16 protein-coding genes and 1 pseudogene are annotated in these 19,553 nt (G+C 74.4%); 7 read left to right on the forward strand and 10 right to left on the reverse strand.

From position 1 onward, the window contains the following. The 5 genes from ACIQPQ_RS20380 (at position 1) to ACIQPQ_RS20400 (ending at position 5,265) form a co-directional block, all read left to right on the forward strand. Complete coding sequence (locus ACIQPQ_RS20380) at positions 1–1,335, forward strand: sulfate adenylyltransferase subunit 1 (protein ID WP_401305627.1); 1,335 nt, start codon at positions 1–3, stop codon at positions 1,333–1,335. A gap of 233 nt (positions 1,336–1,568) precedes the next feature. Then, positions 1,569–2,681 carry an ABC transporter substrate-binding protein gene (locus tag ACIQPQ_RS20385; RefSeq protein ID WP_401305629.1) on the forward strand — a complete coding sequence of 371 codons (1,113 nt, stop codon included), beginning with the start codon at positions 1,569–1,571 and terminating at the stop codon, positions 2,679–2,681. Between the two features lie 36 nt (positions 2,682–2,717). Beyond that, positions 2,718–3,506 carry an ABC transporter ATP-binding protein gene (locus ACIQPQ_RS20390; protein WP_383775346.1) on the forward strand — a complete coding sequence of 263 codons (789 nt, stop codon included), beginning with the start codon at positions 2,718–2,720 and terminating at the stop codon, positions 3,504–3,506. Then, positions 3,493–4,458 carry an ABC transporter permease gene (locus ACIQPQ_RS20395; RefSeq protein WP_401305631.1) on the forward strand — a complete coding sequence of 322 codons (966 nt, stop codon included), beginning with the start codon at positions 3,493–3,495 and terminating at the stop codon, positions 4,456–4,458. The genes ACIQPQ_RS20390 and ACIQPQ_RS20395 overlap by 14 nt, the downstream gene beginning before the upstream one ends. Positions 4,459–4,467: 9 nt before the next feature. After that, entirely contained in the window at positions 4,468–5,265 is a 798-nt protein-coding gene (locus ACIQPQ_RS20400; RefSeq protein ID WP_401305633.1) for a sirohydrochlorin chelatase, read from the forward strand. Positions 5,266–5,316: 51 nt separating this feature from the next. On the opposite strand, the gene ACIQPQ_RS20405 is transcribed toward ACIQPQ_RS20400, so the two are convergent. From ACIQPQ_RS20405 to ACIQPQ_RS20415, 3 genes are all read right to left on the reverse strand, one after another. Beyond that, positions 5,317–5,967 (reverse strand): DsbA family protein, encoded by a 651-nt coding sequence (locus tag ACIQPQ_RS20405; RefSeq protein ID WP_401305635.1) that lies wholly within the window; start codon positions 5,965–5,967, stop codon positions 5,317–5,319. A gap of 55 nt (positions 5,968–6,022) precedes the next feature. Next, the gene (locus tag ACIQPQ_RS20410) at positions 6,023–6,622 is read right to left on the reverse strand and encodes a TIGR03086 family metal-binding protein (RefSeq protein ID WP_401305637.1); all 600 of its coding nucleotides are present in this window, start codon (positions 6,620–6,622) and stop codon (positions 6,023–6,025) included. 72 nt (positions 6,623–6,694) lie between these two features. Continuing rightward, positions 6,695–7,243, reverse strand: a complete 549-nt coding sequence (locus ACIQPQ_RS20415) for a DUF1697 domain-containing protein (RefSeq protein WP_401305638.1) — start codon at positions 7,241–7,243, stop codon at positions 6,695–6,697. Between the two features lie 293 nt (positions 7,244–7,536). Here ACIQPQ_RS20415 and ACIQPQ_RS20420 point away from each other — a divergent pair, with 293 nt between their 5' ends. Beyond that, the gene (locus ACIQPQ_RS20420) at positions 7,537–9,816 is read left to right on the forward strand and encodes an MMPL family transporter (protein ID WP_401305640.1); all 2,280 of its coding nucleotides are present in this window, start codon (positions 7,537–7,539) and stop codon (positions 9,814–9,816) included. A 169-nt stretch (positions 9,817–9,985) separates the two neighbouring features. On the opposite strand, the pseudogene mgt reads toward ACIQPQ_RS20420, so the two are convergent. After that, positions 9,986–11,264: pseudogene (gene mgt, locus ACIQPQ_RS20425) on the reverse strand (macrolide-inactivating glycosyltransferase). A 72-nt stretch (positions 11,265–11,336) separates the two neighbouring features. Here mgt and ACIQPQ_RS20430 point away from each other — a divergent pair. Then, complete coding sequence (locus tag ACIQPQ_RS20430; RefSeq protein ID WP_401305641.1) at positions 11,337–12,200, forward strand: phosphotransferase enzyme family protein; 864 nt, start codon at positions 11,337–11,339, stop codon at positions 12,198–12,200. Between the two features lie 39 nt (positions 12,201–12,239). On the opposite strand, the gene ACIQPQ_RS20435 is transcribed toward ACIQPQ_RS20430, so the two are convergent. The 6 genes from ACIQPQ_RS20435 to ACIQPQ_RS20460 all read right to left on the reverse strand — a co-directional run bounded on the left by ACIQPQ_RS20435 (position 12,240) and on the right by ACIQPQ_RS20460 (position 19,444). After that, positions 12,240–14,492, reverse strand: a complete 2,253-nt coding sequence (locus tag ACIQPQ_RS20435; RefSeq protein ID WP_401305643.1) for a LuxR C-terminal-related transcriptional regulator — start codon at positions 14,490–14,492, stop codon at positions 12,240–12,242. A 145-nt stretch (positions 14,493–14,637) separates the two neighbouring features. Next, positions 14,638–15,774, reverse strand: a complete 1,137-nt coding sequence (locus tag ACIQPQ_RS20440) for a helix-turn-helix domain-containing protein (protein ID WP_401305645.1) — start codon at positions 15,772–15,774, stop codon at positions 14,638–14,640. A gap of 131 nt (positions 15,775–15,905) precedes the next feature. Continuing rightward, complete coding sequence (locus ACIQPQ_RS20445) at positions 15,906–16,454, reverse strand: hypothetical protein (protein WP_401305647.1); 549 nt, start codon at positions 16,452–16,454, stop codon at positions 15,906–15,908. Positions 16,455–16,553: 99 nt separating this feature from the next. Beyond that, on the reverse strand, positions 16,554–17,510 hold the full coding sequence (locus ACIQPQ_RS20450) for a hypothetical protein (RefSeq protein ID WP_401305649.1): 957 nt from the start codon (positions 17,508–17,510) through the stop codon (positions 16,554–16,556). A gap of 47 nt (positions 17,511–17,557) precedes the next feature. Further along, positions 17,558–18,388 (reverse strand): hypothetical protein, encoded by an 831-nt coding sequence (locus ACIQPQ_RS20455; protein ID WP_401305650.1) that lies wholly within the window; start codon positions 18,386–18,388, stop codon positions 17,558–17,560. Positions 18,389–18,550: 162 nt separating this feature from the next. Further along, positions 18,551–19,444, reverse strand: a complete 894-nt coding sequence (locus ACIQPQ_RS20460) for a hypothetical protein (RefSeq protein ID WP_401305652.1) — start codon at positions 19,442–19,444, stop codon at positions 18,551–18,553. Between the last annotated feature and the right edge of the window lie 109 nt (positions 19,445–19,553).

Consider the following 19,553-nt stretch of genomic DNA (forward strand, 5'->3'; position numbering starts at 1 on the left):
ATGAGCACCATCACGACCGAGGAGCTCTCGGCCACCACGCTGCTGCGGTTCGCCACCGCGGGCTCCGTCGACGACGGCAAGTCCACCCTGGTGGGACGGCTGCTGCACGACTCCAAGTCGATCCTCACCGACCAACTGGAGGCCGTGCAGCGGGCGTCGGCCGGCCGCGGCCAGGACGCCCCCGACCTCGCGCTGCTCACCGACGGCCTGCGCGCCGAGCGCGAGCAGGGCATCACCATCGACGTGGCGTACCGCTACTTCGCCACCGCCCGGCGCCGGTTCATCCTCGCCGACACCCCCGGCCACGTGCAGTACACCCGCAACATGGTGACGGGTGCCTCCACGGCCGAGCTGACGGTGATCCTCGTCGACGCCCGCAACGGCGTCGTCGAGCAGACCCGGCGGCACGCGGCGATCGCGGCCCTGCTGCGCGTCCCGCACGTCGTCCTCGCCGTCAACAAGATGGACCTGGTCGACCACCGGGAGCCCGTCTTCGCCGCGATCGCCGAGGAGTTCACGGCGTACGCCACCGAACTCGGCGTCCCCGAGGTCACCGCGATCCCCATCTCGGCGCTCGCCGGGGACAACGTGGTGGAGCCGTCCGCGCACATGGACTGGTACGGCGGGCCGACCTTCCTGGAGCACCTGGAGACCGTCCCCGTCAGCCACGACCTGGCGCACTGCCACGCCCGGCTGCCCGTGCAGTACGTGATCCGCCCGCAGACCGCCGAACACCCCGACTACCGCGGCTACGCGGGCCAGATCGCGGCCGGCACCTTCCGCGTCGGCGAGGCGGTGACCGTCCTGCCGTCGGGGCGGGCGACGACCATCGCGGGCATCGACCTGCTGGGCGAGCCGGTCGACGCGGCCTGGACGGCGCAGTCGGTGACGCTGCTGCTCGCCGACGACCTCGACGTCTCGCGCGGCGACCTGATCGTGCCCAGCAAGGACGCGCCGCCCACCACGCAGGACATCGAGGCGACCGTCTGCCACGTCGCCGACCAGCCGCTCGCCGTCGGCCACCGGGTGCTGCTCAAGCACGGCACCCGCACCGTCAAGGCGATCGTGAAGGACATCCCCTCCCGCCTCACGCTCGACGACCTGTCCCTGCACCCGCACCCGGGACAGCTCGTCGCCAACGACATCGGCCGGGTGAAGATCCGCACCGCGGAACCCCTGCCGGTGGACTCCTACGCCGACTCGCGCCGTACGGGCTCGTTCATCCTGATCGACCCGAACGACGGCACCACGCTCACCGCGGGCATGGTCGGCGAGTCGTTCGCCTCCCCCGAGCCGGTCAAGGACCCGGCCGAGGACGACGGGTGGGACTTCTGACATGACGACGACCGACTACTTCTCGACGTTCGCGAAGGAGGGCGGCCGCATCGGCAGCGGCGCCCTCGGCAGCGGGCAGGGCGGGGTGGCGCGATGTGCGGGATGACGTACGCGCACCGCCTGCGCGCCCCGGCCCCCCACCCGACGTCCCGGAAGAGACGAAGACCCTGCCGAACCTCCCGGCCACGACCTGAAAGACCGTGACCGCCGGGCCAACGAGAGGAAGACCTCCCGTGCCTGCCAACCGCTCAGCGCTTCTTCGCCGCGGCATAGCCGCCGTAGCCGCACTGCCCCTCCTCACCCTCGCCGCCTGCGGCTACGGTTCCGACGCCAAGGACGAACCGGCCGAGCAGAAGGTCGCCGCCGGGTCGGAGAAGATCGACGGCCTCGACACCGTCAAGATCGGCTACTTCGGCAACCTCACCCACGGGACCGCCCTCGTCGGCGTGAACAAGGGCTACTTCCAGAAGGCCCTCGGCGCGACCAAGGCCTCCTACCAGATCTTCAACGCCGGGCCCTCCGAGATCGAGGCGCTCAACTCCGGCTCCATCGACATCGGCTGGATCGGCCCCTCCCCCGCCATCAACGGCTACACCAAGTCCGCGGGCAAGAACCTGCGCATCATCGGCGGCTCGGCCTCCGGCGGCGTCAAGCTGGTCGTCAACCCGGACAAGATCAAGTCCGTGAAGGACGTCAAGGGCAAGAAGATCGCCACCCCGCAGCTCGGCAACACCCAGGACGTGGCGCTCCTCAACTGGGCCTCCGAGCAGGGCTGGAAGGTCGACGCGCAGAGCGGCAAGGGCGACATCTCGGTGGTCCGCACCGACAACAAGGTCACCCCGGACGCCTACAAGGCGGGCTCCATCGACGGCGCCTGGGTGCCGGAGCCGACCGCGTCGAAGCTGGTCGCCGAGGGCGCGAAGGTACTGCTCGACGAGCGGGACCTGTGGCCCGACAAGAAGTTCGTGATCACGAACATCATCGTGTCGCAGAAGTTCCTCACCGAGCACCCGAAGGCCGTCGAGGCGGTGCTGAAGGCCTCCGTCGAGGCCAACAAGTACATCAACGCCAGCCCGGCCGAGGCCAAGGCCGCCGCGAACGCCCAGCTGAAGATCGACTCGGGCAAGGAGCTGCCCGCCGAGGTCCTCGACCCGGCGTGGGAGTCCATCGAGTTCATCAACGACCCGCTGGCCGCCACCCTCGACGCCGAGGCGCAGCACGCGGTGAAGGCCGGTCTCCTGGAGGACCCGCTGCTGGACGGGATCTACGACCTCACCACCCTGAACAAGGTCCTCGAGACCGCCGGTGAGAGCCCCGTCGACGACGCCGGTCTCGGCGTCAAGTAGCCCAGGAATCCCGAGAGTTCCCAGGAGGTGACGACCATGGCGACCACCCTCGCCAAGGCGGTCGACGGCACCGAGGCCGTGGAGTACGCCGCCCGCATCGAGCACGTCTCGAAGTCCTTCGCCGGGCCTGCCGGGCAGCAGCTCGTCCTGGACGACATCACCCTCGATGTCGCGCCGGGCGAGTTCGTCACCCTCCTGGGGGCCTCGGGCTGCGGCAAGTCGACGCTGCTGAACCTGGTGGCCGGGCTCGACGAGCCCACCACCGGCACCATCGGCACCGACGGGCGGCCCGCCCTGATGTTCCAGGAGCACGCCCTGTTCCCGTGGCTGACCGCGGGCAAGAACATCGAACTCGCCCTGAAACTGGGCGGAGTCCCGAAGAACGACCGGCGCGGCCGGGCCGAGGAGCTGCTCGACCTGGTGCGGCTGCGCGGCTCGTACGGCAAGCGGGTGCACGAGCTGTCCGGCGGGATGCGCCAGCGGGTGGCACTCGCCCGCGCGCTCGCCCAGGAGAGCCGGCTGCTGCTGATGGACGAGCCGTTCGCCGCGCTCGACGCCATCACCCGGGACGTGCTGCACGACGAGCTGACCCGGATCTGGTCCGAGACCGGGGTGTCGGTGCTGTTCGTGACGCACAACGTGCGCGAGGCGGTCCGGCTCGCGCAGCGCGTGGTCCTGCTGTCGTCGCGGCCCGGCCGGGTGGCCCGCGAGTGGACGGTCGGCATTCCGCAGCCGCGCCGCATCGAGGACGCGCCCGTCGCCGAACTGTCCCTGGAGATCACCGAAGTCCTGCGTGGGGAGATCCGCCGTCATGGCCAGCACTGAGACCACCGGCACGACGGCCCAGCCCGCCGACGCCGAAGACTCCCCGGCCGCCGGTGCCGCCCCCGTCGACACGCCGGTCCGCTCGGTCCGCGACAGCGGCAGCGCCGGCGTGGAGGCGGGCCTGGACGCCCTGGAGACCCCGGCGGCGCCCCGTACGCCGCTGCGCCGCACCCTGATCGACAAGGTGCTGCCGCCGGTCGTCGCGATCGCGGTGGTGCTGGTGGCGTGGCAGGCGCTGATCACCTTCAACGTGGTCGACGACCCGTCGAAGCTGCCGTCGCCGTCGGACGTGGGCAACGAGTTCAAGGACGCCTGGCTGGAGGGCAGGCTCCTGGAGTACATCTGGACCAGCGTCTCGCGCGGCCTGCTGGGCTTCCTCCTCGCCCTCGCCATCGGCACCCCGCTGGGTCTGGTGGTGGCGCGGGTGAAGTTCGTGCGGGCGGCGATCGGCCCGATCCTGTCCGGCCTCCAGTCGCTGCCGTCGGTGGCGTGGGTGCCCCCGGCGGTGATCTGGCTGGGCCTGAACAACTCGATGATGTACGCGGTGATCCTGCTCGGCGCCGTCCCGTCCATCGCCAACGGTCTGGTCTCCGGCATCGACCAGGTGCCGCCGCTGTTCCTGCGGGCGGGCCGCACGATGGGCGCGACGGGCGTCAAGGGCGCCTGGCACATCGTGCTCCCGGCGGCGCTGCCCGGCTACCTGGGCGGGCTGAAGCAGGGCTGGGCGTTCTCCTGGCGTTCGCTGATGGCGGCGGAGATCATCGCGTCCTCGCCCGACCTGGGCATCGGCCTCGGCGCGCTGCTGGAGAACGGCCGGAACGCCAGTTCCATGGCGATGGTGTTCGAGGCGATCATCCTGATCCTGTTCGTCGGCATCGCGATCGACCTGCTGATCTTCAGCCCCCTGGAGCGGCGGGTGCTGCGCGGGCGTGGTCTGCTGGTGAAGAGCTAGAGAGGTCCCATGTACGGCAAGCCGGTCTCCCCCGTCCCCTCCGCGGCGTCCGCGGCGCCCGTCCCGTCCGGTGCCCCGGTGCTGGTGGTCGTCGCGCACGGCAGCCGCGATCCGCGGCACGCCGCGACCGTGCACGCACTGGTCGGGGCGGCGCGGGCGCTGCGGCCGGGGCTGCGGGTGGAGACCGGCTTCCTCGACTTCAACGTGCCGGCCGTCCCGGCGCTGCTGGAGTCGCTGGCCGCGGAGGGCGTGCGGGACGTGGTCGTGCTGCCGCTGCTGCTGACGCGTGCCTTCCACGCCAAGGCGGACCTGCCCGCCGTGCTGCGGGCGGCGCCGCCCCGGCTGCGGGTGCGGCAGGCCGAGGTGCTGGGCCCGTCGCCGCTGCTGCTGGCCGCCCTGGAGCGGCGGCTGCGGGAGGCGGGGGTGACGGCCGCCGAGCGGTCGGCGACCGGGATCGTGCTGGCGTCGGCGGGGTCCTCGGACCCGGAGGCCGTCGCGGTGATCGAGGGCGTCGCCCGTGCGTGGCGGCGCGCCGGGGGCTGGCGGGAGGTGCTGCCCGCGTACGCGTCGGCGGCGCTGCCCCGCACCGAGGACGCGGTCCGTGCGCTGCGGGCGCGGGGCTGCGCGCGGGTCGCGGTGGCTCCGTACGTGCTGGCCCCCGGGTTCCTGCCGGACCGGATCGCGCGGGGCGCGGCGGACGCGGACGCGCTGGCCGGGGTGCTCGGCGCGGCGCCCGAGGTGGCCCGGCTGCTGCTGGAGCGCCACGACGCGGCCCGCAGCCCGCTGGCGGCGGCGCTGGGCGCCTGAGACCGCCCGCGCCCGCCCCGCCGCACACCCCGCCCGCCCTGTCCGTACAGCTCAGTCGAAGGACAGTCCCCCGGTGCGGGTGCGCTTGAGTTCGAAGACGTCCGGGTCGGTGGCCAGGGCGCGGAAGGCGTCGAAGAGGGCGGCGGCCCGCTCCCCGCGCGGGATGGCACGCAGCACCGGCCCGAACCAGACGGTCCCGTCGACGTGCACGGTCGGTGTGCCGACGTAGCCGCCGGAGTCCGGTTCCACGCCCGCCGCGTGGGAGCGCCGTACGGCCTCGTCGTGGGCCGGGTCGTGGGCGGCGGCCGCCAGGTCGGCGGGCAGACCCAGTTCGGCGAGGACGGCGTCGGTCACCGCGTCGAAGTCGGTCGCGCCGCCGTCGTGGATGTGTGTGCCGTACGCGGTGTAGAGGTCGCGGAGGATCTTCTCGCCGTGGGCCTCGGCGGCGGCGACGGCGACCCGCACCGGCCCGATCGAGCGGTCGACCAACGAGCGGTACCAGTCGGGGAGTTCGTTGCCCTCGTTGTGCAGGTACAGGCTCATGACGCGGAAGCGGAGGTCGAGCGGGCGGTGCCGTTCGACCTCCAGCAGCCAGCGGGAGGTGATCCAGGCGAAGGGGCAGGCCGGGTCGAAGTAGAGGTCGACGCGGGTCGGGGCGGTGGCGGGGGCCGGGGCGGCGGGGACGGGGTCGGCGTGGCTCATGCTGTCGACGGTAGTCCCGCAATGGGCCCCTGTACCGGCCCAATACGGCGCTGTCTCAGTGGTCCACCTGGGTGCCGAGGCGGGGGTCGCGGCCGCTGGCGGCGAGGGCGCGGTCGAAGGGCGGCGCGTCGGCGGGCACCGGCACCGGGGCGGCGAACCCGTCGTACTGCCGGTAGAGGTCGCCGTGGCGTTCGACGACGTCGAGGACGAGGCGGGCGGTGTCGTCCGTGACGTGGAACTTCTGGCCGGTGGCGACGGCGACGTCCCAGCCGTGCACCGCCATCTCCTTGACGATCATCGCGGCGAGTTCGGCGGCGGGCAGCGCGGCGGGGCCGAGGTCCACCTCGCCGTCCCAGACCGCGGGGTCGGCCCAGGCGGCGACCGCCCGGTCGAGCTGGGCGGCGTAGGCGGCGGCCCAGTCGGGGTCGGCGGTGAAGTCGCGGGCGACCAGTTCCTCGGGGAGCGTGCGGCGCAGGGCGCGGTGCTCCAGGCCGTGGGAGGTGTAGAGGACCCAGTGATCGACGAGGGTGCGCAGGTCCCAGTCGGGGCAGTGGGTGGGCGCGCCGAGGCGGTCGGCGGGCACGCCCCGGGCGACACGGGCCGCCTCGGCCGCACAGAGGGTCATGGCTCGGTGGGTGGCTTCGTCGTACGTCATGTCCTCATGCTGCGGCCGGGCCGGATGCCGGTTCTTGAACAAACGCGACACCGGCCGGTGCCGTACCGGCGCTCAGGGCGCGGTGAGGTCGACGAGCTTGGTGACGGTGTTCCAGTTGCGGGTGGTGGCGACGATCCCCTTGTTCACGCGGGGCTTGGCGAGCTGTTCGGCGAGCTTGGAGCGGCCGAGGCCGTCGGGGGCGTAGAGGTAGAGGACGCGGTCGCCGAGGCGGAACTCCTCAGGGAGAACGGCTTGTTGGTCGATCGTGGCGAAGCGGTCGGGGGTGACGGGGGCGGAGAAGTAGGTGACGTGGAGCTGCTTGGGTTCCAGGTCGGCGGCCGGGAAGGGGCAGGCGGCGACGACGTCCGCCAGATAGGCGTGGTCGCGCACGATCACGTCGACGGGGAAGCCGAACCCGGCCTCGACGGCCCGGCTCAGCTCCCCGGCGAGGGCGTCCTCGTCGGCGCGGTCGGTGGTGAACACGGCCTGGCCGCTCTGGAGATGGGTACGGACCCCGCTGTGTCCGAGGCCCTCGATCAGCGCGCGCAGTTCGGCCATCGGGACCTTCTTGGCGCCGCCCACGTTGATACCGCGCAGCAGGGCCGCGTACGTCGTCGTCATGCGGCCACCCTAGGGCGGCCCCGGAGTCCTCGCCCGGCCGCCGGGCCCGGGGGCGGGGCGGGGTGTGTGCCGTCGGGGCGGGCGGTGTCCCCGAGGGCGTCCCCCGAGATCCCCCGATAGGTGTAAGGGGCTGCTGTCCTCCCCAGCGGTGAGACGGTCCGGTCCGAGCGGAGGACCGCGGCCGCCGCCACCTCACCGGGGAGCACGACGAGACGGTCTTATGCGGCCCCTACCTTCGAGGGGAGAGGTGGCGGCAGGGGGTCGTCACCGCATCTCCGGGGGGAAAGCCCGTCATGAACAACGGTGATACACGGGTGCGGGGCCTCGCCGCGCGGGCCGGCGGCTGGAGCGCCCGGCACCGGTGGGCGGCCGTCGGCATCTGGGTGCTGTTCGTCGTCCTGGCCATGGGGCTGGGGTCGGCGGCCGGCCGGGTCGACGTGAAGGACAGCGACCAGCTCAAGGGGGAGACGCACACCGCCGCCCGGATCGTCGAGGACGCGGGCATCGAGGAGCCCGCGAGCGAGACGGTCCTCGTCCAGGCGCGCGAGGACGGGCTCAAGGCCACCGACGCCGAGTTCCGCGCGGCCGTCGACGCGGTGGTGAAGGCCGTGGAGGCCACCGGGAAGGTCACGGACGTCACCTCGCCCTACGACACCCGGACCATCTCCAAGGACGGCCGCAGCGCGCTCGTCCAGTTCGACATGCGGGGCGACTCCGACACCGCGGGTGAGCGGGTGGAGCCGGTCCTGAAGGCCGTCGAGGGGGTGCAGAAGGAGCACGGGGCGGTGCGGATCGAGGAGATCGGCGGCGCCAGCATGATGAAGACGTTCGACGACGCGTTCGGCGACGACTTCCAGAAGGCCGAGTACTCGGCCGTGCCGGTGGCCCTCGGCATCCTGCTGATCGCGTTCGGCGCGCTGGTCGCGGCGCTGCTGCCGGTGCTGCTGGCCGTCACCGCGATCATGGCCACGATGGGTCTGATGGGCATCGTCAGCCATGTCATGCCGATGAGCGACACCGCCAACTCCGTGATGCTGCTGGTCGGTCTGGCGGTCGGCGTCGACTACTGCCTGTTCTACCTGCGCCGTGAGCGCGAGGAGCGCGAGGCGGGCCGGGACGCGCAGACCGCGCTCAGGATCGCCGCCGCGACCAGCGGCCGGGCGATCGTGGTCTCCGGGGTCACCGTGTGCGTGGCGATGGCGGGCATGCTGTTCACCGGGCTCGCCGAGTTCGAGGCGATGGGTCTGGCCTCGCTGATGGTGGTGGCCGTGGCGATGGTCGGCTCGGTCACCGTGCTGCCCGCGCTGCTCTCGCTGCTGGGCGAGCGCGTCGAGAAGGGCCGTATCCCGTTCCTGCGGCGGCGCAGCCGCTCCGGCGGCGGCGAGAGCCGGTTCTGGTCGGCGGTGCTGAAGCGGGTGCTGGCCCGGCCCGTGGTGTCGGTGGTCGTCGCGGCGGGCGCGCTGCTCGCGGTCGCGGCCCCGGCGGTCGGCATGAAGACCCAGAACCTCACCCTGGACCAGGAGTTCGGCGACTCGCTGCCCATCGTGCAGACCTACAACCGGGTCAACGAGGCCTTCCCCGGCGGCTCCGAGCCCGCCGAGGTGGTCGTCAGGGCGGACGACATCAACGCCCCCGCGGTGAAGGCCGCGCTCGCCGACTTCCGTGAGCGGGCGGTGAGTTCGGGTGCCTCGCGCGGCCCGGTCGAGATCAAGCTGCACGACACGCAGAACGTCGCCTTCGTGTACGTGCCGCTGGTGGGCGGCTCCGACCTGGACAAGGCGGGCGCGAGCCTGACCACGCTGCGCGACGAGGTGCGGCCCGCGACCCTCGGCAAGGTCGACGGGGTGGAGGCGCCGATCACCGGGCAGGTCGCCGGATCGCAGGACTTCAACGACCAGTTGGCGGGCGCGGTCGTGCCGGTCTTCGCGTTCGTCGTGGTCTTCGCCTTCGCGCTGATGCTGCTGTCGTTCCGCTCGCTGACCATCGCGCTCACCTCGATCGTCCTCAACCTGCTGTCGGTGGGCGCCTCGTACGGCATCCTCGTGGCGGTCTTCCAGCACGGCTGGGGCGCCTCGCTGGTCGGCGCGGAGGGGGTGGGCGCCATCATCACCTGGCTGCCGCTGTTCCTCTTCGTGATCCTGTTCGGCCTGTCGATGGACTACCACGTGTTCGTGGTCTCCCGTATCCGCGAGGCGCGGCTGCGCGGCCGGACCACGCGGGACGCGATCACCCACGGCGTGGTCACCACGGCGGGTGTCGTCACCAGCGCCGCCGTCATCATGGTCGCCGTGTTCGCGATCTTCGGGACGCTGTCCATGCAGTCCATGAAGCAGATGGGGGTGGGCCTGGCGGCGGCCGTCCTCATCGACGCGACGATCATCCGGGGTGTGCTGCTCCCCGCGGTGATGGCGCTGCTGGACGAGCGCAACTGGTACCTCCCGAAGTGGCTGCACCGGCTGCCCGACCTGACGCACGACGAGTCGGCCGAGGCGATCGCGCCGGGCGCCTCCTCGACGGTGCCGCCGTCGGCGCCCGGGTCGCGCGACGACGAGGGCGAGCCGGTCCGGGTCTGACCCGACCGCGGTCCGGCCCTCGGCGGGCCGGACCGCTCGTGGCCCGGCCCCGTCGTGGTCCGGTCCACCGCAGGGCTGAGGGCCCGTCGGTCTCCGGGGGAGTCGACGGGCCCTCTGCGCTGTCCCGGGTCAGGCCGGGTCCGCTGGTATCAGGCCGGGTCCGCCGGGGTCAGGCGGTGGCGCGGCGGGCGGCGCGGGCCCGGTCCAGCTCGGCCTCGACGAGGTCGGCGGCCCGGCGCGTGCCGCCCTCCTCGGCCATCCCGGCGCGGACCGTCTCCAGCCGCGCGGCGACCTCCGGGTCGTCGACCAGGGCGAGGGCCGCGGTGCGCAGCGCGTCGGCGGTGGCCTCCTCGGTCGGCAGACAGCGGGCGACCCCGAGCGCCTGGAGCAGGTCGGCGTTGCCGAACTGGTCCACGGCCTGCGGTACGGCGATCATCGGGGTCGCGGTGGCCAGGCCCTCCTGGCTGCCGCCCGCGCCCGCGTGGGTGACGAACAGGTCGGCCTCGCGCAGCACCGCCAGCTGCGGCACCCAGGGGTGGACCTCGACGTTCTCCGGTACGGCGCCCAGCTCCTCCGGGTCGACGTGGCGGCCGATCTGGAGGACGAGGTGCCAGCCGGGGAGCCCGGCGAAGGCGTCCACGCAGGCCCGGTAGAAAGCCGGCTGCTTGGTGAAGGAGGAGCCGAGCGACACGAGGACGACCTGGTCGGCCCCGGCGGGCCGGGTCCAGCCGCCCTCGGCGCTCCGGTCGCCCTGGCAGGCGCCGACGAAGGTGTACACCTCCTCGTCGACCCGGTCGGCGTGCGGCTGGAGCGCCCGCGGGATGAGGACCAGGGAGCGGTCCGGGCGCCCGACGAAGTCGTCGGGGTGCAGGGGGACGCCGTTCTCTTCCAGCCAGGCCTGGAAGCGGGCGTAGTAGGCCCGGCCGCGCGCGGTGCTCCGCGGCTCCGCCCACATCGGCTCGGCGACCTCCTCCTCGTACCCCTCCCAGGCGACCAGGTTGGGCGAGAGGGAGACGGCGGGGACGCCCCAGCGGTGGGCGAGGACGCGGGCCGGGTAAGCGGTGATGTCGTGGAGGACGAGGTCGGGGGTGTCGCCGTCGTAGGCCTCGGCGAGCTGCGGCAGGGCCTGGATCGCGTCGGCGAGGAACGGCTCGACGTGGTCGAGGAGGGTGGTGCCCCAGGCGGACGGGTCGGCGTCGGGGCCGGGGAGCGTGGAGTGCCACGGTTTCACCTCGGCGCCGGTCGCGGCGACCTTCTCGGCGAACAGCGGCGGGACGGCGTAGGTGACGCGGTGCCCGCGGGCGACGAGTTCGCGGATCACCTCCAGGCTGGGGTTCACGTGGCCGTGGGCGGCGATGGAGAACATGGCGATGTGCGCGGGAGCGGTCATGACGACGAGCCTAAGCGAGACGAGACGTCTCGTGCAATCTATTTCGGGGGTCCGGCATCCGGCGGTGGGTGGAAGACTGGGCGGGCCGGACGATCACCGTCCCGGCGGGACCGACGGAGGCGGGCGGACGATGGACGAGGCGCGGGCGCGGGACGTACTGGCCGCGGCGGGGGTGCCGGGCGGGGCGGCCGGGGGCGCGCGGCTGCTCGCGCTGGGCGAGAACGCGGTGTTCGCCGCCGGGGACCTGGTGGTGAAGGTCGGCCGCGACGCCGAACTCCTCGACCGGGCCCGCCGGGAGCTGGCCGTCGCGGCGTGGCTGGCGGAGGCCGGGGTCCCGGCGGTACGGGCGGCCGGGCCGGAGGCGCTGCTCGTCGAGGGGCACCCCGTGACCGTGTGGCACCGGCTGCCCGACCCCGTACGCCCCGCCGGGCCCGCGGACCTGGCGGGGCTGCTGCTCCAGGTGCACGCGCTGCCGTCCCCCGCGTTCGCGCTGCCGCCGCGGGACCTGCTCTCCGGGGTGGAGCGCTGGCTGCGGCTCGCGGGGGACGCGATCGACCCGGCGGACGCGGCGTTCCTGCGGGAGCGGCGGGACGGGTACGCGGCGGCCGCCGCCGCGCTCACCCCGCATCTGCCGCCGGGCCCGATCCACGGCGACGCCCTGCCGCGCAACGTCCATGTCGGCCCCGGCGGTCCGGTCCTGGTCGACCTGGAGACCGTCTCGGCGGACCTGCGCGAGCACGACCTCGTCGTCATGGCCCTCTCCCACGACCGCTACGGCCTGACCGCCGGGGCCTACGACGCGTTCACCGCGGCCTACGGCTGGGACGTCCGGGACTGGCCCGGCTGCGCGACCCTGCGCGCCGCCCGCGAGACGGCGAGCTGCGCGTGGGTCGCCCAGCACGCGCCGTCGAACCCGGCGGCCCGAGTGGAGTTCGACCGCAGGGTGAAGTCCCTGCGCGAGGGCGACGCGACGGTCCGCTGGCACGCGTTCTAGGGCTGGGGCGGCCGACGCCCGGGGGGCAGCGGGGCCGGGTCAGGTGTCCTCGCGGTTCGACCACCACTCGCGGAGTTCGTAGCGGGAGCGGATGCCGAGCTTGCCGTAGATGTTGCTGAGGTGGAAGCCGACCGAGGCAGGGGTGACGAAGAGGCGGGCCGCGGTCTCGCGGTTGGTGAGGCCGCTGCTGACGAGGCGGGCGACCTCCGTCTCGCGGGCGGTCAGGGCGAAGGGGTGGGCCCGTTCCGGCATGCGCAGGGCGCCCAGTCCCGCCGCGCAGCGGGCGCGCAGCGGCTCCGCGCCGACGCGTCCGGCGACGGTCCAGGCCGCCCGGTAGCGGTCGACGGACTCGCGGCGGTGGCCCGCCGCCGCGAGGAACGCGGCGTGGTCGGCCTGGTAGCGGGCGTAGTACCAGGGAGCGGTGGCCTCCAGGTCCGCGGCGGACTCGTCGGCGCGCGCGTAGAGCCGGGCCGTCGCCTCGCGGGAGCCCGTGAGAGCCGTGGCGCGGGCCTGCGCCCAGGCGGCGCAGGCGCGCAGCCACGGCGGCAGGGCGTCAGCCTCGGCGCGCAGGGAGTCGAGGAGGACGGCGGCGCGGGCGCCGTCCCCGGCGGTGACCGCCGCGTGGACGAGGTCGGCCTTGCGCCACGGCAGGAGCGGACCGGAGAGCACGTCGAGGCCGAGCCGGTGGTCCGGGTCCGCGAGGAGCGCGGCGGCCTGCGGGCGTCCGGCGGGCGCCTCCGCGACGAGCGCGTGGAACAGCCGCGCCACCGCGCCCGGCACGGAGCGCTCCACCGCCTCGTCCGCGGAGATCTCGCGGGGCGCGGCGCCGCGGCCCGCCGCGACCAGGTCGAGCAGTTCCCGCCCCTGGGCGCGCCAGAGCGGGCTGCCCGAACGGGCGACGGCGCGGCCGTCCGCCTCGGCGGCCTCCCATGCGCCGGTCAGCCACAGGGCGTGCCCGCGCACGGTCAGCGCCGCGTCCGCGAGGTGGTCGTCCGGGCCGGACGCGGCGGCCCCGAGGGCGACCCGGACCGCCGCCGCGCAGCCTTCGGGATCGCCGCCCTCCAGCCGCAGCCACGCCTCGGTGACCGCCGCCCGCCCGCGCGCCTCGGCGGTGCGGTGCAGGGAGGTCGGGGCGCCTGCGGCGAGGACGGCGAGTCCGGCGGCCGGGCCCTCCGCCGCCGCGGTCAACACGGCGTCCAGGCAGCGCCGTTCGCTCTCCCAGTAGGCCGCGCCGCGGCCGGGGGCGGGCCGCCGGGTGATCCGGTGCCGGAGTTCGGTCACGGGGGCGCCGACGAGCATCCGGGCCTCGACGGTCCACACCACGGCCGCCTCCAGGCCCGCGGCGGCGGGACCGTCGGCCAGCAGCTCCCGGCACGCCTCGCCCAGGCGGGCCGCGCCCTCGGCGATCCGGCCCTCCAGGACGGCGAGCCGGCCGGACAGGACGCGATGCCAGGGGGACGCCGCGTCCGGTGCGGTCGGCGCGAGGGCCCGTCGGGCCTGGGCGAGGTCGTGGCCGCGCAGGGCGAACTCCGCCGAGTCGGACGTCCGGTGCGCGGCCCGCGCGCCGCACGCGGACACGTCCGCGGCCCGCCGGGCCAGCTCGGCGGCCCGCCGGTACCGGCCGCGCACCGCCAACCGCCGCGCCTCCGCGTCCAGTTGCCGGGCCAGGTCCTCGTCGGGCCGGCCGGCCGCCGCCGCCCGGTGCAGGAGCGCGGCGGCCCCCTGCGCGTGCCGGGCGGCCCAGCGGTGCGCGAAGCCGGTCTCCGAAGCGGTCATCGTGGCGATGACCAGCAGCCGGGTCGGCCCGGCCACCGACACCCGGCCCGTACCGGGATGCCAGAGGAGCAGACCGGCCCGCGCGGCGGCCTCGACGGCGGACCCCGGCTCCTCCGGTGCGCTGACGAGTCCGGCCAGCCGCTGGAGCGGAACCTCGTCGCCCAGGACGGCCAGGCACTGCACGAGCCGCCGGTAGGACCGGGGCAGCCGCACGCTCCCCCCGCCTACGGCCGGGGGCGCGCCTGTGTCGTCGCCGTCCCCCGCCACCGCTTCCTGAGCCGCCGACCGCGCCCACACCTCGACACCGCACGGTGCCGTCCGCCGGGACCCGGCGGAGCCCGCCGCGTCCGTCCACGACGTGACGCGCCCGTCCGTCAGCAGCAGGAGGGCGGCCTCGACGGCCGGGACGGAGGCGTCGCCGTCCGGTGCCGCCGCGTGCCGCCGCACGGGTCCCGGCAGTTCGTCGCACCGGGACCTGCACGGCCTGCGGGGCGTCGGCGGGGTGTCCGCGCGCATGCGGTCCCTCCTCTTCTCGGGCAATGCGACACATACCAGTACGCGGACGACACCGTTTCTGATCAGCGGGAAGCCAATCGGGCGTCAACCGCACGGGCGGCCGTGCGGTTGACGCCCGCGCCCGGGTCCCGGCGGGCGTGACACGTCACCGGCTGACAGTGCCTCTGCGGGGTCTGCCGTGCCGCGCGTCGGCCCGGTCGTGCCGCGCCTCGGCCCGGCCCCGCCGGGCGTCGGGGCGGCTCTGCCGTACGTCGGGCTGGGCCTGGCGTGCGTCGGGCTGTTCGCGTTCCGGGACGGGCCGGGCGGGCTGCTCGTCGAACGCCCGCACGGCCGGGACGGCCGGCGGGGCGCACGGCACCCGGGTGGCGAACCGCCCCGTCCGGCCGCGGTAGTTCTGCGGGGCCAGGCCCGTGACCGCCTTGAACTGCCTGCTGAACAGGAACGAGTCGGTGTATCCCAGCTCGGCCGCGACCTGGGCGACCGAGCGGTCGTGCCGCTGGAGCAGCACGGTGGCCCGCTGGACGCGCCGGGTGACGATCCACTCGCGGGGCGGCATGCTGAAGGTGCGCCGGAAGACGCGGGTGAAGTAGTCGGGGGACAGCCCGGCGACCCGCGCGAGGTCGGAGACACGGGGCCGCTGGGCGAGGGTGCTGTCCACGTAGTTCTCGACGGCGTACCGCGCCGCCGGGCTGAGCAGCACCCCGCCCGGCCGCCAACTCGCCTGCCGGAACAGCGTGGAGAACAGGACGAGGAGCAGACCGCGGACGAGTTCCTCGCGGTACGGCAGGGCCGACGGCGGGCCGGGCGGCAGCTCCGTCGTCAGCGCGTTGAACGCGGCCCGCAGCTCCCACGCGTCCTCCAGGCAGAGAGCGGGTCCGAGCGGGGCGTCGGTCGCCGGGTCCCCGGTGAGGCGGAAGCGGTGGACGGTGGTCGGCCGGTGCCCGGTGCCGCGCAGCACGAAGGGCGCGCCGGGCCTGATCCACAGCACACTGCCCGCGGCGAGCGAGCGGTGCTGGCCCTCCGACGACACGGTGCAGGCCCCCGCGGCGACGAACTGGAGGAGATGGTCGGGGAGTCCGGCGGGGCACTCCAGGATCCAGCCCGCGCCGAGGTCGTGCAGCCCGTACAGCGGGCCGGGCCGGGTGAGGACGCGCTGCGCGCCGACCCCGGCCAGCCACGCGCGCACGGAGTCCTCGTCCGGCGCCCCGGGGACCGGCGCCGAGAGGGTGGTGGGGCGGGAGGACACCACTGCGGCCTCGGCCGCGACAGAACGCTTCGACATGGTGATCTCCATGCTGGCCGCACCGCCCCTCGGCGCACTGGGAAGATCTTACAGTTACCCCAGGTAACAGATCAGTCCGCAGGTCGGCCCCCGGGTCGGTCGGCCCGACGGCGGACCGACGGGGCCGGACGTCACACCGCGTGGCCGAGGGTGGTCAACTCCTCGCGGGTCACACGGTCGTACTCGTGCAGGATGCCGAGGTCGTAGTCGAAGCGGGCGCGGACCTGGGCGAGCCACGGCGCGGCGTGGCCGAGCAGTCCCGAGCCCTCCAGCAGCAGGAAGTGCCGCGCCAACTGCTCCCCCAGGGTGCGCTGTTCGGCCATCAGCGCTACGTGTGCCCGCATGACGGGGACGTTGCCCGTCTCGGCGATGCCGTGGACGTGGGTGCGGACGCCCTCGTCGACGCGGGTCCGGAACTCCTCCGCGCAGGCGGCGAGGAACGTGACGGCCTGGTCCGCCACCGTCTGGCGGGCGGCGCCCAGCCGGGCGTCGGCCTCCCCGTGCCCGGCCTCGGCGGCCCAGGGACCGAGGGAGTCGTGGATCTCCGCGCCCGTGAACAGGTTCTGCTCCAGCGCGTCGAGGCCGCCGAGGTTGCCCGGCCCCATGTCGTGCAGCCACACGGGGTCGGCCGCCATCACCTCGTAGGCGTGCACGTTCTGCATGACGTCGGCGAAACTCACCCGTGGTCCTTCCGTGGCGTTCCATGGCCTTCCATGGCGTTCCGTGGCCTTCCGTGGTCCGTGCGCACCCGGGCGGCGCCGGGTGCGGCGAGGTGCTGGTCAGGACACGACCGCGGTCTGCCGGAACCGTTCGAGGAACTTGCCGTCGCCCCCGAGGATCACGGGGGCGCCCTGGTCGTCGCAGCCGAGGTCGACGCGGCCGTGCCAGTCGTAGGAGTGGCCGAGGAGGTTGTCCTCGTGCCAGTCGAACTGGACGGAGACGAAGTGCCGGGGCAGTCCGCCGTCCGGCGCGGGCATCTGCCGGGGGGTGACGACCATGGTGCCCTTGCCGCGCAGACCGGCCGCGCTGCGGCCCTTCACACCCCCCACCTGCTCCAGCGGGCGGATCGTGAAGTTCTTGAGGTAGACGCGGTGTCTGGCCTGGCGCACCTTGCCCGCCTCCACGCGCATCCGGTCGGCCGCCTTGCGGTTCGCCTTGAACGTCTCGATCCGGCGCAGCAGTTGCTCACGCTCACGCTTGAACGCCTTGCGGGCGGCGACGTCCTGCGCGTAGCGGTGCCCGTCCAGCAACTCCCCCAGCTGGGCGACGCGTTCCTCGGCGCGCGTGATCTCGTCGGTGTCGACGGGGTCCACCGACGCCGCGGACTCGTTCGCCTTGTTCATGAGCTGCACCTGGGCCTGACGGGTGCTCAGGCGAACCGCGGTGTACGACATGCTCAGCGGGAGCACCATGAAGATGCTGTGGCTGTGGTGGACCGCCTCGGGCACGGCGTCGCGGTGGCGGTGCAGGAGCCCGGTGAGGTGCTTGACCTGGCGGGCGATCGGCTGGAAGCGGCTGTGCGTGTAGAAGAGCCCGGAGACGGCGTGCTCGCCGAGGTCCTCGTCGACGAGGGCGTCCTTGAGCACGTCGGGCACGGCGTCGAGCGGGGTGCCGGAGGTCGCCTCGAAGGAGAGGCTGCTGTTGAGGTCCTTGACGATCGAGTAGGCCAGGCTCGCGGTCGAGTTGGCCACGATGCCGAACGGGCCCATCGCCGACAGAAGAGGGGGGACGGTCATCGCTGCCCTTCGGTTCTGTGAATGGGGGGTGGAGTGCGGGAACGGGGTCAGGCCGCGTTCTGGGGCGGGAGTTCGTCGAGGTCGACCTCCAGGGAGAGGCCGTGCGCCTGGATGAGCCGGACGTGCTCCTCGGTGAGCGTGCCGTCGCCGTCACTGTCCCCCGCGGCGGCCCGCACGGCCTCGACCAGCAGGCCGAGCGCAGCGGGATCGACCGGGGCGGGGTCGGCCGGAGCGGGGTCGGCCGGGGTGGCCTCCTCCACGCCCTCCGGCGGCACCTCGGGCACGAACTCCGCCTCCTGCGGCGGCTGTTCGGCGTACTGCGCGTGCAGGTCGTAGGCGGCGTACTGGTCGTACGAGCCGTACGGGGCGGGCTCGGCGTGGGCGGTGTACGCGGCGGGCTGGTCGTACGGGGCGTACGGGTCCGGCTGCGGGTACGCGTCCTGCGGGCCGTACGGGGCCGTCTGCCCGTACTGGTCCGGCTGCCCGTACGCCGCGTACGGGTCGACCGGGTACGGCGGTTCGGCCTGGCCCTGCCAGCCGGGCTGATACTGCTGGTCGGGCTGGTACTGCTGCTCGGGCTGGTACGGCTGGTCGGGCTGGTACTGCTGCTCGGCCGGGGGCCACTGCTCGTGGATGCCGTACTCGCCCGCGAGCCAGTAGACGAAGCGGGTCACGACGTCCTGCCGGTACAGCGACTCGTCGTCACGCTCGGCGGGCAGGTGGGCGAGGACGGTGCCGAACTCGTGGAAGTAGTACGCGTACGGCGCCAGGTCGGGCTGCCCGAGGACGACCTCGGCGAAGACCGGCCAGTCCGTGCCCGCGGGAAGCTGCTCCCACCGGTACAGGACGTCGTCGTACAGCGTCGTTGCCTCGGACAAGGCGGCTCCTCTGCGGCCGGGGAACGGGGAGGCGGGCGTCGTGGGCCGGCCGTTGCCGTCACTGTGCCGGGCGCCCGCCGAGGGTCACCACGCCGCGCGGGCACCCGTACGGACGGGGTCGGCTGCCCTTACGGGTCGCCCCGCTCCCGGTGGGGCGCGCCGTCACGCGTCCCAGCGGGTCGGGGCGCGCACGGTCACGCGGAAGCCGTACGCGGCGAACGCGGCGGGCACCGCCTCGCCCGCCTCGCGGGGCAGCCCGGTCACCTCGGCCGTGGGGGTGCGGCGCAACGGGCCGGTCCCGGCGCCCCGTTGCACCGACCCGGCGAACACGCCCGCGCCCGGCACACCGGTCAGCGCGCTCAGGGGCGCGTGGGCGGGGTTGGCCGTGCCGACGACGAGCCGCCCGGGGTGCGTGGCCCACAGCAGGGACAGCCGCTCACGGGGCTTCAGCGCGGCGAGCAGGGCTCGGTTGACGTCGGCGACGGCCGCCCAGTCGACGCCGTCGAGGGTGCGGCGCGCTTCCTGGAGGGCGCGTTCGGCCCGCCGGTCCCGGCGGCGGGCGGCGGCTCCGGGCGACCGGTCGCGGCCTTCGGACGGACCGTCACCCCCGTCCGGGTGGCGGCCGGGCGCGCGGCGGGCGGACGCCGTCACCACATGGGCGACCTGGTGCGCGGCCTCGTGCACCGACGGGGACGCGTACGGCCCGTCGTCGGCCGTCGCCGTGCCCGCGGGGGCGACAACGCCGAGGGCGACGAGGTCCGCGATCAGCGCGACCACCGTGTCGTGCAGGGCGATCCGGGTCTCCTCGCGGTCGGCGGGAGCGGGCGGCGCGTCCGGACCGGGACCGGCGTACCGCACGATCAGGCCGGTCAGCGTCGTGCCGTACGTCTGGAACAGCCGTCGCACCGCGTCGCCCTGAGGGAGCCCGGTCTGCTCCGCCAGGGCGGCGCGCAGCCCCCCGGCGAGGGCGAACCGGTCGGTGCCCCAGGCCCGTTCGACCGCGCTCCCGACGGCCCGCAGCACCGCCTCCCGCACCACGTCCTCGGTGTCCGGCATGCCCGGTCACCTCCCCTTCCCGCAACCCGACAGCCGACTGTCCGTTCTCCGACGGGTCGACGGTGCGTCCGCCGCGCGGGCCGCCGCCAGGTCGGCCGGGCAGGTGGGC

The organism is Streptomyces sp. NPDC091281, assembly GCF_044757425.1.
GTDB lineage: Bacteria > Actinomycetota > Actinomycetes > Streptomycetales > Streptomycetaceae > Streptomyces.

Excerpts from the sequence above, each read along its gene's own strand:
- ACIQPQ_RS20400 (WP_401305633.1), top strand. The coding sequence starts at position 4,468 with ATGTACGGCAAGCCGGTCTCCCCCGTCCCCTCCGCGGCGTCCGCGGCG.
- ACIQPQ_RS20450 (WP_401305649.1), bottom strand. The coding sequence starts at position 17,510 with ATGACCGTCCCCCCTCTTCTGTCGGCGATGGGCCCGTTCGGCATCGTG.
- ACIQPQ_RS20440 (WP_401305645.1), bottom strand. The coding sequence starts at position 15,774 with ATGTCGAAGCGTTCTGTCGCGGCCGAGGCCGCAGTGGTGTCCTCCCGC.
- ACIQPQ_RS20415 (WP_401305638.1), bottom strand. The coding sequence starts at position 7,243 with ATGACGACGACGTACGCGGCCCTGCTGCGCGGTATCAACGTGGGCGGC.
- ACIQPQ_RS20380 (WP_401305627.1), top strand. The coding sequence starts at position 1 with ATGAGCACCATCACGACCGAGGAGCTCTCGGCCACCACGCTGCTGCGG.
- ACIQPQ_RS20405 (WP_401305635.1), bottom strand. The coding sequence starts at position 5,967 with ATGAGCCACGCCGACCCCGTCCCCGCCGCCCCGGCCCCCGCCACCGCC.
- ACIQPQ_RS20460 (WP_401305652.1), bottom strand. The coding sequence starts at position 19,444 with ATGCCGGACACCGAGGACGTGGTGCGGGAGGCGGTGCTGCGGGCCGTC.
- ACIQPQ_RS20395 (WP_401305631.1), top strand. The coding sequence starts at position 3,493 with ATGGCCAGCACTGAGACCACCGGCACGACGGCCCAGCCCGCCGACGCC.
- ACIQPQ_RS20410 (WP_401305637.1), bottom strand. The coding sequence starts at position 6,622 with ATGACGTACGACGAAGCCACCCACCGAGCCATGACCCTCTGTGCGGCC.
- ACIQPQ_RS20435 (WP_401305643.1), bottom strand. The coding sequence starts at position 14,492 with ATGCGCGCGGACACCCCGCCGACGCCCCGCAGGCCGTGCAGGTCCCGG.
- ACIQPQ_RS20390 (WP_383775346.1), top strand. The coding sequence starts at position 2,718 with ATGGCGACCACCCTCGCCAAGGCGGTCGACGGCACCGAGGCCGTGGAG.
- ACIQPQ_RS20420 (WP_401305640.1), top strand. The coding sequence starts at position 7,537 with ATGAACAACGGTGATACACGGGTGCGGGGCCTCGCCGCGCGGGCCGGC.
- ACIQPQ_RS20430 (WP_401305641.1), top strand. The coding sequence starts at position 11,337 with ATGGACGAGGCGCGGGCGCGGGACGTACTGGCCGCGGCGGGGGTGCCG.